The organism is Mycolicibacter nonchromogenicus (assembly GCF_002101775.1).
GTDB lineage: Bacteria > Actinomycetota > Actinomycetes > Mycobacteriales > Mycobacteriaceae > Mycobacterium > Mycobacterium nonchromogenicum.
Genome location: NZ_LQPI01000038.1, coordinates 20,784 through 36,386 on the forward strand (window position 1 = coordinate 20,784; position 15,603 = coordinate 36,386).

15 protein-coding genes are annotated in these 15,603 nt (G+C 67.5%); 7 read left to right on the forward strand and 8 right to left on the reverse strand.

What is annotated here, in order from left to right:
- Position 1 precedes the first annotated feature (1 nt).
- The 6 genes from AWC18_RS08150 to AWC18_RS08175 form a co-directional block, all read right to left on the reverse strand.
- The gene (locus AWC18_RS08150; protein WP_085138357.1) at positions 2 to 979 is read right to left on the reverse strand and encodes an acyl-CoA dehydrogenase family protein; all 978 of its coding nucleotides are present in this window, start codon (positions 977 to 979) and stop codon (positions 2 to 4) included.
- A complete protein-coding gene (locus AWC18_RS21970) occupies positions 972 to 1,991 on the reverse strand; it encodes an acyl-CoA dehydrogenase family protein (protein WP_234806463.1) in 1,020 nt (339 codons plus the stop codon). Before AWC18_RS21970 ends, AWC18_RS08150 begins: the two co-directional genes overlap by 8 nt.
- On the reverse strand, positions 1,991 to 3,523 hold the full coding sequence (locus AWC18_RS08160) for an AMP-binding protein (RefSeq protein ID WP_085138358.1): 1,533 nt from the start codon (positions 3,521 to 3,523) through the stop codon (positions 1,991 to 1,993). Before AWC18_RS08160 ends, AWC18_RS21970 begins: the two co-directional genes overlap by 1 nt.
- Before the next feature lie 4 nt (positions 3,524 to 3,527).
- Positions 3,528 to 4,559 carry an alpha-ketoacid dehydrogenase subunit beta gene (locus AWC18_RS08165; protein WP_085138359.1) on the reverse strand — a complete coding sequence of 344 codons (1,032 nt, stop codon included), beginning with the start codon at positions 4,557 to 4,559 and terminating at the stop codon, positions 3,528 to 3,530.
- Complete coding sequence (locus AWC18_RS08170) at positions 4,559 to 5,548, reverse strand: thiamine pyrophosphate-dependent dehydrogenase E1 component subunit alpha (protein WP_234806464.1); 990 nt, start codon at positions 5,546 to 5,548, stop codon at positions 4,559 to 4,561. Before AWC18_RS08170 ends, AWC18_RS08165 begins: the two co-directional genes overlap by 1 nt.
- Positions 5,549 to 5,631: 83 nt before the next feature.
- Entirely contained in the window at positions 5,632 to 6,258 is a 627-nt protein-coding gene (locus tag AWC18_RS08175) for a TetR/AcrR family transcriptional regulator (RefSeq protein ID WP_109560023.1), read from the reverse strand.
- A gap of 167 nt (positions 6,259 to 6,425) precedes the next feature.
- Here AWC18_RS08175 and AWC18_RS08180 point away from each other — a divergent pair, with 167 nt between their 5' ends.
- Both AWC18_RS08180 and AWC18_RS08185 read left to right on the forward strand, forming a co-directional pair.
- Positions 6,426 to 7,181, forward strand: coding sequence for an SDR family NAD(P)-dependent oxidoreductase (locus AWC18_RS08180; RefSeq protein WP_085138361.1), 756 nt, complete (start codon positions 6,426 to 6,428; stop codon positions 7,179 to 7,181).
- A gap of 4 nt (positions 7,182 to 7,185) precedes the next feature.
- Positions 7,186 to 7,959: a ThuA domain-containing protein gene (locus tag AWC18_RS08185; RefSeq protein ID WP_085138362.1), complete on the forward strand. Its 774-nt coding sequence runs from the start codon at positions 7,186 to 7,188 to the stop codon at positions 7,957 to 7,959.
- Between the two features lie 15 nt (positions 7,960 to 7,974).
- Here the strand turns inward: AWC18_RS08185 and AWC18_RS08190 are convergent, their stop codons facing one another.
- Both AWC18_RS08190 and AWC18_RS08195 read right to left on the reverse strand, forming a co-directional pair.
- Positions 7,975 to 9,378 (reverse strand): aromatic ring-hydroxylating oxygenase subunit alpha, encoded by a 1,404-nt coding sequence (locus tag AWC18_RS08190; RefSeq protein ID WP_085138363.1) that lies wholly within the window; start codon positions 9,376 to 9,378, stop codon positions 7,975 to 7,977.
- Complete coding sequence (locus AWC18_RS08195) at positions 9,375 to 10,172, reverse strand: SDR family NAD(P)-dependent oxidoreductase (protein ID WP_085138364.1); 798 nt, start codon at positions 10,170 to 10,172, stop codon at positions 9,375 to 9,377. Before AWC18_RS08195 ends, AWC18_RS08190 begins: the two co-directional genes overlap by 4 nt.
- Positions 10,173 to 10,297: 125 nt before the next feature.
- On the opposite strand from AWC18_RS08195, the gene AWC18_RS08200 reads away from it, so the two are divergent.
- From AWC18_RS08200 to AWC18_RS08220, 5 genes are read left to right on the forward strand one after another with little or no spacing between them, the layout of a single operon-like run.
- Positions 10,298 to 11,572, forward strand: a complete 1,275-nt coding sequence (locus AWC18_RS08200) for a cytochrome P450 (RefSeq protein ID WP_085138365.1) — start codon at positions 10,298 to 10,300, stop codon at positions 11,570 to 11,572.
- 10 nt (positions 11,573 to 11,582) lie between these two features.
- Positions 11,583 to 12,446 (forward strand): MlaE family ABC transporter permease, encoded by an 864-nt coding sequence (locus AWC18_RS08205; RefSeq protein WP_085138366.1) that lies wholly within the window; start codon positions 11,583 to 11,585, stop codon positions 12,444 to 12,446.
- A 4-nt stretch (positions 12,447 to 12,450) separates the two neighbouring features.
- The gene (locus AWC18_RS08210; protein ID WP_085138367.1) at positions 12,451 to 13,308 is read left to right on the forward strand and encodes an ABC transporter permease; all 858 of its coding nucleotides are present in this window, start codon (positions 12,451 to 12,453) and stop codon (positions 13,306 to 13,308) included.
- Complete coding sequence (locus AWC18_RS08215; protein WP_085138368.1) at positions 13,309 to 14,562, forward strand: MCE family protein; 1,254 nt, start codon at positions 13,309 to 13,311, stop codon at positions 14,560 to 14,562.
- The gene (locus AWC18_RS08220; RefSeq protein ID WP_109560024.1) at positions 14,559 to 15,599 is read left to right on the forward strand and encodes an MCE family protein; all 1,041 of its coding nucleotides are present in this window, start codon (positions 14,559 to 14,561) and stop codon (positions 15,597 to 15,599) included. The genes AWC18_RS08215 and AWC18_RS08220 overlap by 4 nt, the downstream gene beginning before the upstream one ends.
- The last annotated feature ends 4 nt before the right edge of the window (positions 15,600 to 15,603 follow it).

The window sequence follows — 15,603 nt, forward strand, 5'->3', positions numbered from 1 at the left end:
GTCAGCCTCGCCGCAGTTCACGCCAGGGGCGGCCCCGTTCGAGATCGGGCTCGCGGTCCAGACCGAGCACCCGCTCGGCGATGATGTTGCGCTGGATCTCCGAGGTGCCGCCGGCGACGGTGAGCCGGCGGCTGTCCAGCAGCGCGTGCGTGGGCATCGGTTCGGCGTCGCCGTCCCAGTAAGCGCCTGTGGGGCCGACGATCTCGAACGCAAGCTCGCTGATGCGCTGGGACAGTTCCGACTGCAGGAGTTTGGTGATCGAGCCCTTGTCGTCCGGGCAGACCTCGAATCGCAGGTTGGTCAGGGTCAGTGCCCGTTCGGTGGCGATCAGGGCCGTCAGTCGGTCGCGGGTGACCTCGTGTGACCACGCTCCGCTGCTGCGGGCCAGTGCCAGCACCGGGTTCAACTCCACCCCGCTGGCGGCCGAATCGCCGGAGAGCCCGGACCGTTCGGCCGTCAAGGTGGACAGTGCCACCCGCCAGCCGCCGTTCAGCGGTCCGAGTATGGTGTCGTCGGTCAACTCGACGCCCTCGAGGAACACCTCACAGAAGTGCTCGCTGCCGGTCAGTTGGCGCAGTGGACGCACCGTAACCCCCGGGGAGCGCAGGTCGACCAGAAAGCAGGTGATCCCGGCGTTCTTGGGCAGGTCCGGATCGGTGCGCGCCAACAGCATTCCGTAGCGCGAGATATCGGCGAACGAGCTCCACACCTTCTGCCCGTCGACGATCCAGCGGCCGTCCTCGGTGCGGACCGCCCGGGTGGCCAGGCTGGCCAGATCCGACCCGGCGCCCGGTTCACTGAACAGCTGGCACCACATGTCCTCCCCGGATGCGATGCCCGGCAGGTACCGCTGCCGTTGGTCATCGGTGCCCCAGTCGATGATGGCGGGGCCGATCAGGGTGAGCGGAACGAAATGTTCCACCGGTAGGTGCGACTGGGCGCGAACGAGTTGCGAACGCCAGTCGTCGTTTTCAGTCATGCGCACCGTCCCGCATGTCGATCAGCGTCGCCAGTCGACGCCTGTGCTGGGCAGGGGCACCGGTCAGGGCGATCACCGAGTGTGCCCGCCGCAGGTACCGGTGCGCCCAGTGCTCCCAGGTGATTCCGATCCCACCGTGCAGTTGTATCGCGGCCTTGGTCGCCTCGACGCCGGTCTGCCGGGCCAGCACCGCGGCCACCGCGAGATCCACCTCGGCCGCGACACCGACCGGACCGGCACCGAGTTGCCACGCCGCACCGTAGACCGCCGAGCGGGTCAGCTCCACCTGGGCGAGGATGTCGGCGAGCCGGTGCTTGACGGCTTGGAACGAGCCGACGGTGCGGCCGAACTGCACCCGGCTGCCCACGTAGTCGACCGTTCCGTCGAGCACGCGCTGGGCAACTCCGAGCAGCTCGGCCGACAGCACCAGATCGGCGCGTCGCCGCATCCCGATCACCGCGTCGGCGTCCCATTCCCGCAGGGTCGGCCCGGCCACCGCGTCGGTGCGCCCCAACGGCCGTGACGGGTCCAGCACCGAACACGCCCGCAGTCCGAGCGCGTCGCCGTCGTAGGCCCCGAGCACTGTCGCACCGTTCGCCGAGAGCCCCGCGACCGCGACGCCGGCCTCGCTGAAATCCCAGAACGGATGGTCCGCCGCCGGGTCACCCGGGCCGGTCAGCGCCACTGCCACACAGGGAAGCCGGCGACCGTCGCGCACCCCGTCGAGTTCCTCGGCCAGCGACCCCAGGGCGGCCGCCGACACCAGCGGTCCGTCGAACAGCGCAGCCCCGGACTCCTCGGCCAAGATGGCCAGCTCGACAGCGGTCTCGCAGGCGTCGCCGAACAGCAGATCGTCCACACCGACCTCGGTGAGCAATCGCTGCCAGCGAACGGTGCGCCCGATGGCCGCCGTGCCGGCGAAGTACTCGCGCAACACTTCTCGCAGCGCGGCGTGTTCGTCCGTGAAGCCGAACATGGTGGCGTCGATCTCCTTGGTGGTGGACTTGGTCATCAGGGGTGCACCGGGTCCAGCTCGCGGGTGGCCAGATACTGCTCGCGCAGCGCGCGTTTGTTCACCTTGCCCATGTTCGAGCGCAGCTCGAAGTCCACCAGCTCCACCAGATTGGGGCACTTGTAGTGCGCCAGCCGGTCTCGGCACCAGGTGGTGAGCTCCGCGGGGTCGGTTCCGGGTTCGGCGTGCACCAGCGCGCACAGTTGTTCCCCGAGGTCGGCGTGCGGAATGCCGATGACGGCCACATCGCGCACCTTCGGGTGGCTGCGCAGCGCCGCCTCGGATTCGGCCGGGTAGAGGTTCACCCCGCCACTGACCACCATGTCGGAGGCGCGGTCGGTCAGGTACAGGTAGCCCTCGGAGTCGAGGTAACCGATCTCGCCGATCGCGAAGACGCCCTCGGCGACGTAGCTGCGCTGGGTCTTGACGGGGTCGCCGTGATAGCGGGGGCGGTGCCCGGTGGTCCACCGCACACAGACCAGGCCGCTCTGACCCGCGGCCAGCACCGTGCCGTCGTCGTCGCGGATGCTCAGCTCCAGGCCGGGCAGGGCCCTGCCGACCGAACCGGGGTGGGCCAGCCACTCGAGGGAGTCGATGGTGGTGACCGTGCCGACCTCGGTGGAGCCGTAGGCCTCCACCAGCACCGGGCCGAACCACTCGATCATCGCCCGCTTGATGTGCTGCGGGCACGCCGCCCCGGTGTGAATGATGCTGCGCACACTGCTCACGTCGTAGCGCCGCCGAATCTGTTGCGGCAGTGCCAGCATCCGGGAGAAGTGGGTCGGCACCATCATCGTGGTCTCGATGCGGTGCGCGACGATGGCGGCCAGTGCCGACTGGGCGTCGAACTTCGCCTCGATGACGATCGGGCTGCCGGTCACCAGTCCGCGCACCCCGGTGATCGGACCGGTGTGGTGCATCGGCGCGACGATCAGATGCTTGCCCGGCGTGCGGAATCTGGCTGCCCGGACCCGCTCGACGTGATCGATCATCGACTCACCGGTCGGGAACATCTGCTCGGGCAGTTCCACGCCCTTGGGCAGTCCGGTGGTCCCCGAGGTGTAGTAAAGGGGTCGGGCCGGCCGGATGTCGGCCGGCGGTTCGGCGTCGCAGTGCCCGCCGACCACCCTGTCGAAGTCCTCGACGCCGTCGACCCCGGGCCCGCCCCAGGCCACCACCTGGACTTCCGCGTCGGCAGCCCGAGCGATCTCCGCCGTGCGGGCGCTGCACAGCACGGTGTGCACCGCGGCGTCGCGCAGGATGTAGCCGACCTCGGCGGCGGTCAGGTGATAGTTCACCGGCACCGCGGACAGTCCCGCGTAGGTGACAGCCAGGTGGGCCAAGGCGGTGTGGGCACTGTTCTCGGCCAGTACCGCGACCCGCCGGCCCGGTTCGATCCCCAGTGACGTGAGCCAGTTGACGGTGCGGTTCAGGTTCGAGTTCAGCTGCGGCCAGGTCCATTGCGTGGTCCCGTCGGTGACGGCCACACCGGCGCTGTCCTGCTGGGCGCATTGCGCAATCCCGTGAACCAACCGGCTATCCCCTGGCCCGAGAAGCCGCCCGCGACCGCGCCAACGTTGCCTTGACGGCCGAGACGATCTCCTCGCGACTCGGTACGAACGCGTCTTCGAGCACCTTGGCGAACGGGATGGGTGTGTTGGCTCCGGCCACTCGCTGCACCGGCGCGCCGAGTTCATCGAAGAGGTTCTCGGTTATCAGGCTGGAAAGCTCCGCGCCGAAACCGTTGCGGCGCACTGCTTCATGCACGATCACCGCATGCCGGGTGCGCGACACCGATTCCAGGATCGCGGTCTCGTCCAGCGGCACCAGGGACCGCAGGTCGATCACTTCGGCCTCGATGGATTCCTGCGCCAACTGCTCGGCCGCGGCCACCGCGTCATGTACCTGGCGGCCATAGCTGATCAGGGTGATGTCACTGCCCGGCCGCACTGTTGCGGCACGTCCGAGCGGAACCACGTGGTGGCCGGTCGGCACCGGTTGCGGCGGACCGAAGTACAGCAGGCTCTGCTCGACCACCACGCAGGGGTCCGGGTCGAAGATGGCGGCGGTCAACAGGCCCTTGGCGTCGGCCGGGTTGCTGGGGACCACGACCTTGAGGCCGGGAATGTGGGTGAGCCAGGCTTCCAGCATCTCCGAGTGTTGTGCGCCGAACTGCATTCCGGCGCCGGCGGCACAGCGGATGGTCAGCGGCACGGTGGTCTGACCGCCGGACATGTAGCGCAACTTGGCGGCATGATTGGACAGCTGGTCCATGCAGACCGCCAGGAAGTCCATCAGCATGATCTCGGCGACCGGGCGCATCCCGGCGATGGCGGCGCCGATCGCCGCGCCGACGATGGCCTGTTCGCTGATCGGGGTCGCCCGCACCCGGTGGGCGCCGTACTTGGTGGACAGTCCGACCGAGGTCTTGAACACCCCACCGCCGGGATCGGCGATGTCTTCTCCGAGCAGCAGCACCGAGGGGTCGCGCGCGAGCGCATCGTCGAGCGCACTGCACACGGCCTGAAAGCCCGACATCGGCGTGGTGGGCGCGGCGGAATCGGTCATCACAATTCCTCCTCGTACACATCGGTGAGACCCTCGGACAGGTCGGGCTCGGGGCTGTCCAGGGCGAATGCGACCGCCGCAGCGATCTCGGCCTTGGCATCGGTTTCGATGGTCTCGATCTCGGCGGGCGTCAAGACCTCGTTGTCGATCAGCCACTGCCGGAATGCCAGCACGGGATCGGCAGCCCGCGCCGCGTCGAGTTCGCCCGGTTTCATGTATTCGTTGTTGTCAGACATCTGATGCCCGTAGAACCGGAAGGTCATCGCCTCGATCAGGGTGGGCCCCTCGCCGGCACGAGCCCGGCCGATGGCTTCCCGGGCTGCCGCGTACATGGCCAGCGGGTCGTTGCCGTCCACCCGGACTCCGGGCATGCCGTAGCCGGCGGCTCGGTCGGCGATCCTTTCCACGCTGGTGCCGTCCTCGAACGAGGTGTGTTCTGCATAGCGATTGTTCTGACAGCAGAAGACGACCGGCAGCTTCCACAGTCCGGCGAGGTTGCACGCCTCGTGGAAGGCCCCGATGTTGGTGGCGCCGTCACCGAAGTTGACCACGGTGACCCGGTCCTCGCCCCGCAGTTGCGCGGCCAGGGCCAGGCCCGCCGCGATCGGCAGACCGCCGCCGACGATCCCGGTGGTGACCATCAGTCCCGACGCCGGATGGGTGATGTGCATGGGCCCGCCCTTGCCCTTGCACGTCCCGGTCGCCTTGCCCATGAACTCGGCCCACAACTGCGGCATCGGAACGCCTTTGGCCAGATGGTCGTGCAGGCCGCGGTAGGTGGTGACCACGTAGTCGCTCGGGGCCAGTGACGCCCCGATCGAGGCGGGGATGATCTCCTGGCCGCGCGGTGAGTAGTACTGCGCGCTGACCTGGCCGGTGAGGATCAGCGAACGGAACTTCTCGTCGCAGAGTTTGATCCGGGTGGCCGTGGTGAAGATTCGCGTCAGGGTGGTGGTGTCCACGCCGGAATCGGCGATCGAACCGGTCACGACGCCTCCCTATTAGTTAGTTCGATAATTAATTTGTAACACCGGTCACGAACCACTGTCAACGGCCCCGATATAGGCGCGGTCTATCCGTCGGACTCCAGCAGCAGTAAGTCGAACAGGGCGGTCATTTCGTCCATGTCGGCCGGGCTGCTGGTCGCGGCCGCGTGGGCGAATCCATCGACGATGGCGCTGATCATGCGCGCGATCGCCGCCGGATCCCGGTCGGCGGGGATCAGACCGTGATCCTGGCCAAGGCGCACGGCTGCGGTGAGCGTCTCGGCCATGGCCACGGCCTGTTTCGCGAAGGCCTCGGTGAGTTCAGGATGACGCCGCGCGTCGATAGGCGCAGTGGCGACGAACCCGGCCAGCGTCGGCGACTCATGGTTGATCCGCATCGACTCCCCCAGCACCGCATGCAGCACTCCGCGCACCGAGAGCGGCTGGGCCATCGCGACTTCCGCCGACCGCGCGATGATCTTGCCGTACACGTCCTCGCACACGGCATCGAAGAGCTTGCTCTTGGTCCCGTAGTGGTAGTACACGGCCCCCGCGGTGACACCGGCCAGTTCGGCGATCAGACTGTTGGTCGCCGTGCCGTACCCGTACTGGGCGAAACACCGACACGCCGCGTCGATCACCCGTTGCCGAGTGTCGCCGCTGTCGATGCCGGCTGGGCGCCCTGGACCAGGTTTCGCTCGCGTGCCACTCACCTGACCATCATGGCAAACCCCCGGGACAATCCCGGGTCTCCGCGTTCGGCGTGGGCCCGAAACTCATTGACCCCGACAGTGACGCCTGTTACAAACTAATTGGTCAACCAACCAATACTGTCCGGCCTGGCCCACCCCCGGCGGCACCGACAGCAGGGAGCACTGCGATGGATCTCCGTCTCACCGGCAAGCGCGCACTGATCACCGGCGGCAGCCGGGGAATCGGCTTCGCCATCGCGCGCACCCTGCAGGCCGAAGGCGCGTCGGTGGGCATCTGCGCGCGCGGCGAAGAGGCACTCGCCGCGGCCGCAGAACAGCTGAACGGCCCGGTGTTTCACAAGCCGGTCGATGTCAGCGACGCCGAGGCGGTCCGCGCGTTCGTGCAGGACACCGCCGACGCGTTGGGCGGCCTCGACATCGTCGTCGCCAGCGCCTCGGCCTCGGTCGGTGAGGGACCCACAGCGTGGGCCGACAACTTCCACACCGATCTGATGAGCTTCGTGGAACTCATCGAGGCGGCGGTCCCGCACCTGGAGGCCAGCGACTCCGCCTCGGTGATCGCCATCGCCAGCACCTCCGCCCTGGAAGCCGGCATCCTGCCGACCGCGAACAGCTTCGGCGCCCTGAAGGCGGCCATGCTCCAACATGCGGCGGCTCAGGCCAGAGCGCTGGGCGCCAAGGGAATTCGAGTCAACGCGGTATCACCGGGGCCGGTGTACTTCGAGGGCGGGGTGTGGGACACCATCAAGACCGGCATTCCGGACCTCTTCGACGCCGCACAGGCGGCGGCCGCGCTGGGCAAGTTCGCCTCCGCTGATGACGTCGCCAACGCGGTGGCATTCCTGTCGTCGCCGGTGGCCGGACATATCACCGGCACCAACCTGGTGATCGACGGCGCCTTCACCAACCGATTCGACTTCTGACGCCGTGCCCCGTCGCATCCAGGCTGCGCTGGTGTGCGGCGGCCAATGGCACGACTTCGACTACGCGCGCCTGGAGCTGCTCAGCGAGCTCGCGGCCTACGAAGACGTTCACACCAGCGTTTATCAGGACTATGAGCAGCTCGGCCAGCTCTCGTCGGTCAATCCGCTCATCACCTACACCTGCAACGTGATGCCGTCGGAGCAGCAGTGCGCGGCGTTGTCGGAATTCCTCGCCGGCGGCGGGCGGTGGCTGGCGCTGCACGCCACCAACTCCGCGATCGTGCCCGCGGCGCCCGACGCCGATCACCTGTTCTCCACGCCGCCGCTGCGCGGCAACCTGGCCGAGCTGTTGGGGAGCCGCTTTTTGGGCCATCCGCCGATCGCCCCGTACACCGTCAGGCCGTCCACGTCGGATCATCCGTTCACCGCGGGACTCGGCCCCTTCACGGTCACCGACGAGCTCTACATCAGTGCGCTGCACCCCCCGTTGCAGGTGCTGGCGCACACCGAATTCGTCGGCGAATCCACCGGTTTCGCCGAGGGGCACACCACCGTCGACGAACCGCGCCCGGTGCTCTACCTCAAGCAGCACGGCGCGGGCTCGGTGTGCTACTTCACCCTGGGGCACTGCCGCGGCCGATACGACCTGGCCGATCTCGGCATCGACGACCTGGGCGTGGTGGACCGGGGCAGCTGGAACGTCCCCGAGTACCGCACCATCCTGCGGCGCTGCCTGCGCTGGGCGCTCACCGGGCAGCCGGCGTCGACGCCGGGCTGAGAGTGCCCCTGCCGGTCAGGTGTCGGCGTCCAGGTAGGCGTCGAGGTCACGATGGAACTGGCGGATCCTGCTCTCCTGATAGTTCGCCAGCGTCACACCGGGTTTGGTCATGGATTTCAGTCCGCGCTGCACCCAGCCCAGGTTGGTCAGGTCCTGATTGAGCACCGCGCACAGCCCGCCCAATTCCGGTGCTGCGCTGAAGTCTTCGTCCGGCCCCAACACGTGCGGCGGCGCCGCCTTGGGCTTCGGCACGCCCGCCGGCAGCGGCAGCAGCATCATCACGTCGAACACACAGTGGTCCGGGTCGTTGCCCAACGGGCGGAATCGGTAGGTCAGCGGGGCGCCCACCCCCGCCCACGGGGCCAGGTTGGGGAACACGAAATACTCGATGGCATCCAGGATCTCGCTGTCACTGATCTTCGACAGGTCGGCTCCGGTGGCGGCCGCCAACTGGGCCCGCATCGCTTCGGCCACCACCGGACGGGCCTCCTCGCCGTCCGGCACGGTGAAGCTGCCGACCCCCTCGGGGTAGAAGTCGCGGAACATCGCCTCGAGCACATCCTGGGGTTCGAGCGGTTCTCCCAGATGCGGGCTGCTGGTGGCCTGCGGAGTGATCATCCGGTTGAATCCCGGCAGGCCGTCGGAGCGCGGATAGATGTCGTACTGGGTGTTGCAGTCTCCCAGATACTCCAGCAACTGCGGATGCGTCGCGATCACGTGGTAGGACTCGATGAACGCCTCCTGCGCCACCTTCCAGTTGCAGTCGAGGACCTTGACGACATGCACCGCTTTGAACCGGTCCTGCAGCCCGAACGGCTCGAGGTGCCGGTCCGCCTCACCGATGAATTCGGCCAACGGGATCGCGTCGCGATCGGGATTGACGAAGACGAAGCCGGCCCACGTCGCGGTGAGCGCCTCGGGCAGCCCGAACTTCTGGTCATCGATGTGCGGGAAGTCCCACCGGCAGGGCACGTCGGTCAGCGCCCCCTCCAGGTTCCAGGTGAAGCCGTGGAACGGGCAACGCAGCTGATTGGCGTGTCCGGAGTCATCGCACAATCGCCGGCCCCGGTGCAGGCATGCGTTGTGATAGGCCTTGATCTCGCCGGCCGCGGTGCGGACCACGATCAGCGACACGTCGGCGATGTCGTAGACGACGTAGTCCCCCGGCTCGGGAATGTCCTCTTCGCGGCAGGCCATCTGCCATACCCGTTTCCACAACCGCTCCACTTCGCGGAAGTGGAACTCCTGGCTGATGTAGCGCTGCTTGTCGATGTCGTCGGAGCCCAGGAATTCGTAGGACTCCTCGAGCAGCGGCTTGGGCACCTCGCGGGTGTCGGTGGCCAGTATTTCCTGCACGGTAAGCCCGGGCGAACGCGCCTCACCGGGCGCGCCGGGGCGCCGGTCGCCGGTCTCGCTCATGATGCCTCCGAGGATTGGCCGGCCGCAGCCAGCTGCGTGAAGTACTGCTCGACCGCCGTGCCGATGAACGCCGAGCCGTTGATCGCCCAGCCACCGTCGACGTAGAGCACCTGGCCGGTGATGTAGGCGGCGTTATCCGAGGCCAGAAACGCCACCGCGGCGGCGATGTCCTCAGGCGTGCCGATCCTGCCGAGTGGCATCGCGGCGCCGATGGCTTCCTGCAGGCCGGGATCACCGAACTCACCGGCGGTTCCCTCCGTCAGGACCAGCCCCGGGCCGACCGCGTTGACCCGCACCCTGCGGTCTGCGTACTCCGCCGCCATCTGCCGGGTCAATGCCAACACCGCGGCCTTGGAGGCCGGGTAGATGCCGCGGCCGGCCGCACCGACCTGCGCCAGCACCGAGGCGAGATTCACGATCGCGCCGCCGCCGGGGGAGAACTTGGGCACCAGCGCGCGGGTGACCAACCAGGTGCCGCGGACGTTGGTGCCTAGCACGTCGTCGACCTCGGCGGTGGTGCTGTCGTCCAAGGTGGACGATCGCCAGATGCCGGCATTGTTCACCAGCACATCCACCGCATCGATCGCGGCGGCCAGCTCAGCCACCGACCGTTCGTCGGACACATCGCAGGCGATTGCCCGTGCGCCGATGCTGTCGGCCGCGCGGCGCGCCGCGTCGGCGTCGATGTCGACCACGATCACCTCGGCGCCCGCCGCCGCCAAGTGACGTGAAATAGCACGTCCGATACCGTTTCCGCCGCCGGTCACCACTGCCGTCGGTGCTGCGCCCGCCACCCGTCCTCCACTTCCCGCACGCTGTCCGGTCGACCCGGTGCGACTCTTGCGTATGACGCAGCTCACTATTATATTGGTGCACCAATTAGTCAAGTATTTGCTGCGAAAAGCCCCTGGAGGCCGCGTTGAGCGAGACAACTTCCGAGTCGGCGGCCCGGTGCCCCGTCAGCGATTTCGACCCCCTGGCGCCGCAGACGCTGCAGTGTCCCCACCCGTGGTACGAGACGCTGCGCAACGAGGCACCGGTGCACTTTGCGGCCAGCCGCGGCATGTGGTTCGTCACCTCACGCGAACTGGTCGCCGAAGCGCTGAGCAACCACGAGGTGTTCTCGTCGAAGTTCGGACTTCCGCAACTTCCGGCACCGGAGTCGATCGCCGCCCAGGTCGCCGAGATCGAGGCCGAGGGCTGGCCACCGGTACCGACGCTGCTCACCGCCGACCCGCCGGAGCATCACTACTACCGGCGAATGGTGGCCAGGGCCTTCACGCCCCGCCTGATCAGCCAGCAGGAACCGGCCATCCGCCGCATCGCCAACGAAGTCGCCGACCAGCTCCCCGCCGGAGAGCCGGTCGACATCATTCCCGCCTTCTCCGCGCCGTTGCCGCTGCGGATCATCGCCCACATTCTCAACGTTCCCGACGACCGCATCGATGATTTCAAGCGATGGTCGGACCAGTTCGCCGCCACGGTCGGCGCCGAACTCGACGATGCCGGCCGCCTCGATCAAGCCCGCGGCATGTTGGAGTTCCAGCGCTACTTCGCCGCAGAGCTCGATGACCGGCGGGCCAATCCTCGCGGCGATCTGATCACCGGACTGGTCAACGCCTCCAATGCCTCCGACGGCGACGAACCACTGAGCACCGCGGCCTGCCTGAGCATCATCCAGCAGCTGCTGATCGCCGGCAACGAGACCACCACCAAGCTGGTGACCAGCACACTGCACATGGCAGCCCAAGAGCCCAAGTGGTGGGACTGGTTGCGGGAGAACCCCACCGAGCGCGTCGAGGCGTTCACCGAAGAGGCCCTGCGCTACATGAGCCCGGTCGCCAGCATGTTCCGGATCACGACCGCCGAGACCACACTGGGCGGCTACACCATCCCGGCAGGCGCCCTGGTGGTGTTGGCGTTCACCTCGGCCAACCGCGACGAATCCTGGTTCGACCGGGCCGACGAGTTCAACCCGGAGCGCGACAACGCGAGGAGTCATCTGGCGTTGGGCCAGGGCATCCACGCCTGTCTCGGGGCGCCGCTGGTGCGACTGGAGGCCGGCATCGCATTCCAGGAGCTGGCCCGCCGATTCAGCGCCATCCGATTCGCGCCGGACAACGACTTCACCTACGAGCCCAGCTTCATGCTCCGCGGCTTCACGCGGCTCTCCCTGATCTTCGAACGCGCCTGACAGGCAGCCGATCACGGTGCAGGCTCCGGAACTCGATGACGCACGCAACCCGGCGATCCGGGCCATCGGGCGGTGGTCGAAGGGTTACCTCGACCGCCATCCGGTGACAGCCCTGCGCACGGTGGGCGGCCAATGCGTGCTGGCGGTCCGGGCCATCCAATATCTGTTCGTCGACATCGTCCGCGGCCGCTTCCCGTTCACCGAGTTCATCGAACAGGCCAGTTTCATGGCGCGCACCGCGATCGTGCCGACGATGTTCGTGGCGGTGCCCCTGAGCGTCACGCTGGCCATCCAATTCAGCCTGCTGGCAGGCCAGCTCGGTGCCACATCGCTGGCCGGTGCGGCCAACGGCCTGGCGGTGATCCGGCAGGGCGCACCACTGGTGGCTGCGGTGCTGATGGCGGCGGCGGTGGGATCGGCGACGGGAGCAGACCTGGGATCGCGCGCCATTCGGGAAGAGACCGAGGCCATGGAGGTCATGGGGGTCTCGGTGATCCGCCGCCTGGTGGTTCCTCGTCTGGTGGCCAGCGTCCTGGTCGCCGTCGCCCTCACCGGATTCACCTGCTTCATCGGGTTCCTGGCCGGCTATGCCTTCACCGTGGTGTTGCAGGGCGGCACACCGGGTAGTTACACGGCGACATTCTCGTCGTTCGCGACGGTCGATGATCTGATCCTGACGCTGCTCAAAGCGGTGGTGTTCGGTGTCATCGTGGCGATCATCTCCAGCTACAAGGGCCTGGACACCCGCGGCGGCCCGGCCGGAGTGGCGAACTCGGTGAACGCCGCGGTGGTGCAATCGATTCTGCTGCTGCTGTTGACCAACGTCGTGATGAGCCAGATGTATCTGGTGCTGTTCCCGAAGACCAGCTTCTGAAGCCATGGCCACCACGACATTCATCCCCACCGGTGTGCGCCCCGTGCTCGCCGTCGTCGACGCGCCGGTGACTCAGGCCGCCCGAATCGGGCACATGGTGACGTTCTTCTTCCGGACGCTGGCGGGCATACCCCTGGTCCTGCGCCGCTATCCGCGGGAGTTCTTCCGGCTGTTGTCGGACGTGACGTGGGGCAACGGGTCGATCGTCGTGGGCGGGGGCACCGCGGCGGTGGTCCTGCTCAACGGCGCCGCGGGCGGGGCGGTGGTCGCGATCGAGGGCTACAACGCCCTCAACCTGCTCGGCCTGGGACCTGCAACCGGGTTGATCACCGCGCTGGCGACGGTGCGCGAAATCGCCCCGATGATGGCGGCACTGAGCTTCGCGATCCAGGCGGGATGCCGATTCACCGCACAACTGGGTGCGATGCGGATCTCCGAGGAGATCGACGCACTGGAGTCGCTGGCCATCCGGCCCATCCCCTACCTGGTGACCACCCGGGTACTGGCCTCAGCGCTGGCGGTGGTGCCCCTGTTCGTGGTCTGCCTGTGCCTGAACTTCCTGGTCTGCCAGTTGGTCATCTTCATGGTCAGCGGGCAGGCTTCGGGCACCTACCTGCATTACTTCGGGCTGATGCTGGCCGCGCAGGACATGGTCTTTGCGGTGATCAAGGTCGCGATCTTCGTGGCGGTCATGTCGACTCTGCAGTGCTACTACGGTTTCTACGCCACCGGCGGACCCCGCGGCGTCGGCATTGCGGCGGGCCGGGCCATGCGCGCCAGCATCACCATCATGGTCAGCGTCAACATGCTTCTCACCATGGCCTTCTGGGGGATCGACGCCGGCGGACGGCTGGGTGGATAGATGCCGAACCAGTTCGACTTCGACGGGCGAGGCCCCTCAACCCCCGCTCTGGTGGCCAGCGGCCTGAGCTTTGTGCTGGTCTGCGTCTTGGTCGGCTGGCTGCTGCTGGAGAAGTCCCAGGGAAAACTGGACCCGCGGGTAGAGGTCACCGCGGTATTGGCCAGCGTCGGTGACGGCCTGCCACCCAAATCCGATGTGAAGTTCCGCGGCGTGCTGGTCGGCGCGGTGCGCGAGGTGATACCGGCCGCCGGTGACGCCCCCAACGTGGTGCACCTCGACCTGAAACCGGCTCGGGCGCAGGGAATCCCCAAGACCGTCACCGCACGAATCGTGCCCAGCAACGCCTTTGCGGTCTCGTCCGTGCAGCTTGTCGACAATGGACCCGCCCCGGTGCTGCGCAGCGGCGACGTGATCGCCGAAGACCAGACCCTGCCGACCCAACTGTTTCAGAACACACTGGCCAGGTTGCGCGAACTCGTCGCCGCCACGGCCCGCCCCGACAACGGACACACCCTGGGCCTGTTCCGCCTGCTGGCCGACGCCACCGCAGGCCAGGGACCCGCGCTGAACTCGGCGGCACAGGGACTCAACCGCATCGTGGCCGAGATGAACCAACTCAGCGCCGAAGACGACGCGCCGGCCACGCTGCACACCTGGGAATCAGCCGTCGCGGCGCTGCGTGACACCGCACCCGAACTGCTGGATTCACTGCACCATGCCGTGATTCCGATGCGCACGATCGCCGAAAAGCAGGCGGCCCTGCATGATCTGCTGACCGGCGCACAGCACACCGTCGGCACCATGCGCACCGCGGTGGATCACCACACCGACGAGCTGGTGGCGATCGGCACCCAGATGACCCCGGTCGTCGGTGTGCTGGCAGACAGCGCGGGGAAATTCCCGGCCATCGCCGTGGGTATCAACAACGTGGTCAACAACTTCTTCGACGAGCTGTGGACCCGCACCGGCACCAAGCTCAGCTTCAGCTTCAAGTTGGTGGTGGCACTGGCTCCGCTGCGGTTATATACCCGCAGCGACTGCCCGATGTACGGGGAGCTGCGCGGGCCCAGCTGCGAGACCGCTCCCGAGACGACCCCGGTGGTCGACACCCACGGCATCCCGGACCCCCGCAGCTACACTCCCCCGCCGGGCATCACCCTTCCCCAGCCCGCCAACGCCGCAGACCAGGTGCTGCTCGCTCCTGCCGGGACTCCCACTCCTGAGCCGACATTCGAGCCGGGCGGTGCACCGTGACGGCCCACCGCAGGCAGCTGGCGTGGCTGGCCGCCTTTCTCGTCGTGTGCTTCTCGCTCACCTGGACCATCCTGGTCACCCTGCGCCGCGACGTGAACGGACCCACCAACAGCTTCACCGCCATGTTCACCGATGTCACCGGGCTGCGCCCCGGATCCGACGTGCGCATGGCCGGGGTGCGGGTGGGGCGGGTGGACTCGGTCGACTTGGATCGTGACCACGCAAGAGTGCGGTTCCGAGTCCAGCGCGACCAGCCGGTCTACGGCAACACCAAAGTCTCCGTGTTGTACCAGAACATCATTGGGCAGCGCTATCTCGGCCTGACCCTCGCCGATTTCGGCGCGGCGGAGGTGCTGGCCGACGGCGCGACCATTCCGGTGGAACACACCGAGCCGTCGTTCGATGTGACCCACCTGCTCAACGGATTCGAGCCGTTGTTCACACTGCTGGACACCGAGAATCGGGGAAACCTGTCCAACGCGCTGATCAAGGCGCTGCAGGGCGATACGAATTCACTTGCGGTGCTGATCAGCGAGACCTCTCGGCTGGCGCAGTCCCTGGCCGGCCCCGATGACCTGCTGGGGCAGCTCATCACCAGTCTGGGCGCAGTCACCCAGAACCTGGCCGATCAGGGCGGCGCTCTGCAGACCACCTTGTCGCAGGTTCGGGCAGTTGTCGCGGGACTCAATTCCCACCGCGACGAGTTGATCTCGGCGACGGGTTCCATATCGACAGTGGTCGGCCGGCTCTCCGGGATCCTCACCACGGTGCGCCCGGACTTGCAGGACATGCTCGACCGCGAGCCGGGATTCCTCGCGACTATGGTTGCCCGCCAGGATCAGTGGGCCACCATGGGCGCCAACCTGCCCGCCGTGCTCAAGGGGTTGGCTCGTATCACCGGCGACAGCACCGCCATGAGCGCCCAAGCGTGCGACTTCAACTTCACCCTGTTCAACTTCCTCAAACCGATCGTGCCCAGCATCATCAACGCCGCGACCCCGGGTGGGTGGCGCAAGTACTCGGCGCAGTGCAGGTGACCGC

Excerpts from the sequence above, each read along its gene's own strand:
- AWC18_RS08150 (WP_085138357.1), bottom strand. The coding sequence starts at position 979 with ATGACTGAAAACGACGACTGGCGTTCGCAACTCGTTCGCGCCCAGTCG.
- AWC18_RS21970 (WP_234806463.1), bottom strand. The coding sequence starts at position 1,991 with ATGACCAAGTCCACCACCAAGGAGATCGACGCCACCATGTTCGGCTTC.
- AWC18_RS08165 (WP_085138359.1), bottom strand. The coding sequence starts at position 4,559 with ATGACCGATTCCGCCGCGCCCACCACGCCGATGTCGGGCTTTCAGGCC.
- AWC18_RS08180 (WP_085138361.1), top strand. The coding sequence starts at position 6,426 with ATGGATCTCCGTCTCACCGGCAAGCGCGCACTGATCACCGGCGGCAGC.
- AWC18_RS08190 (WP_085138363.1), bottom strand. The coding sequence starts at position 9,378 with ATGAGCGAGACCGGCGACCGGCGCCCCGGCGCGCCCGGTGAGGCGCGT.
- AWC18_RS08210 (WP_085138367.1), top strand. The coding sequence starts at position 12,451 with ATGGCCACCACGACATTCATCCCCACCGGTGTGCGCCCCGTGCTCGCC.
- AWC18_RS08215 (WP_085138368.1), top strand. The coding sequence starts at position 13,309 with ATGCCGAACCAGTTCGACTTCGACGGGCGAGGCCCCTCAACCCCCGCT.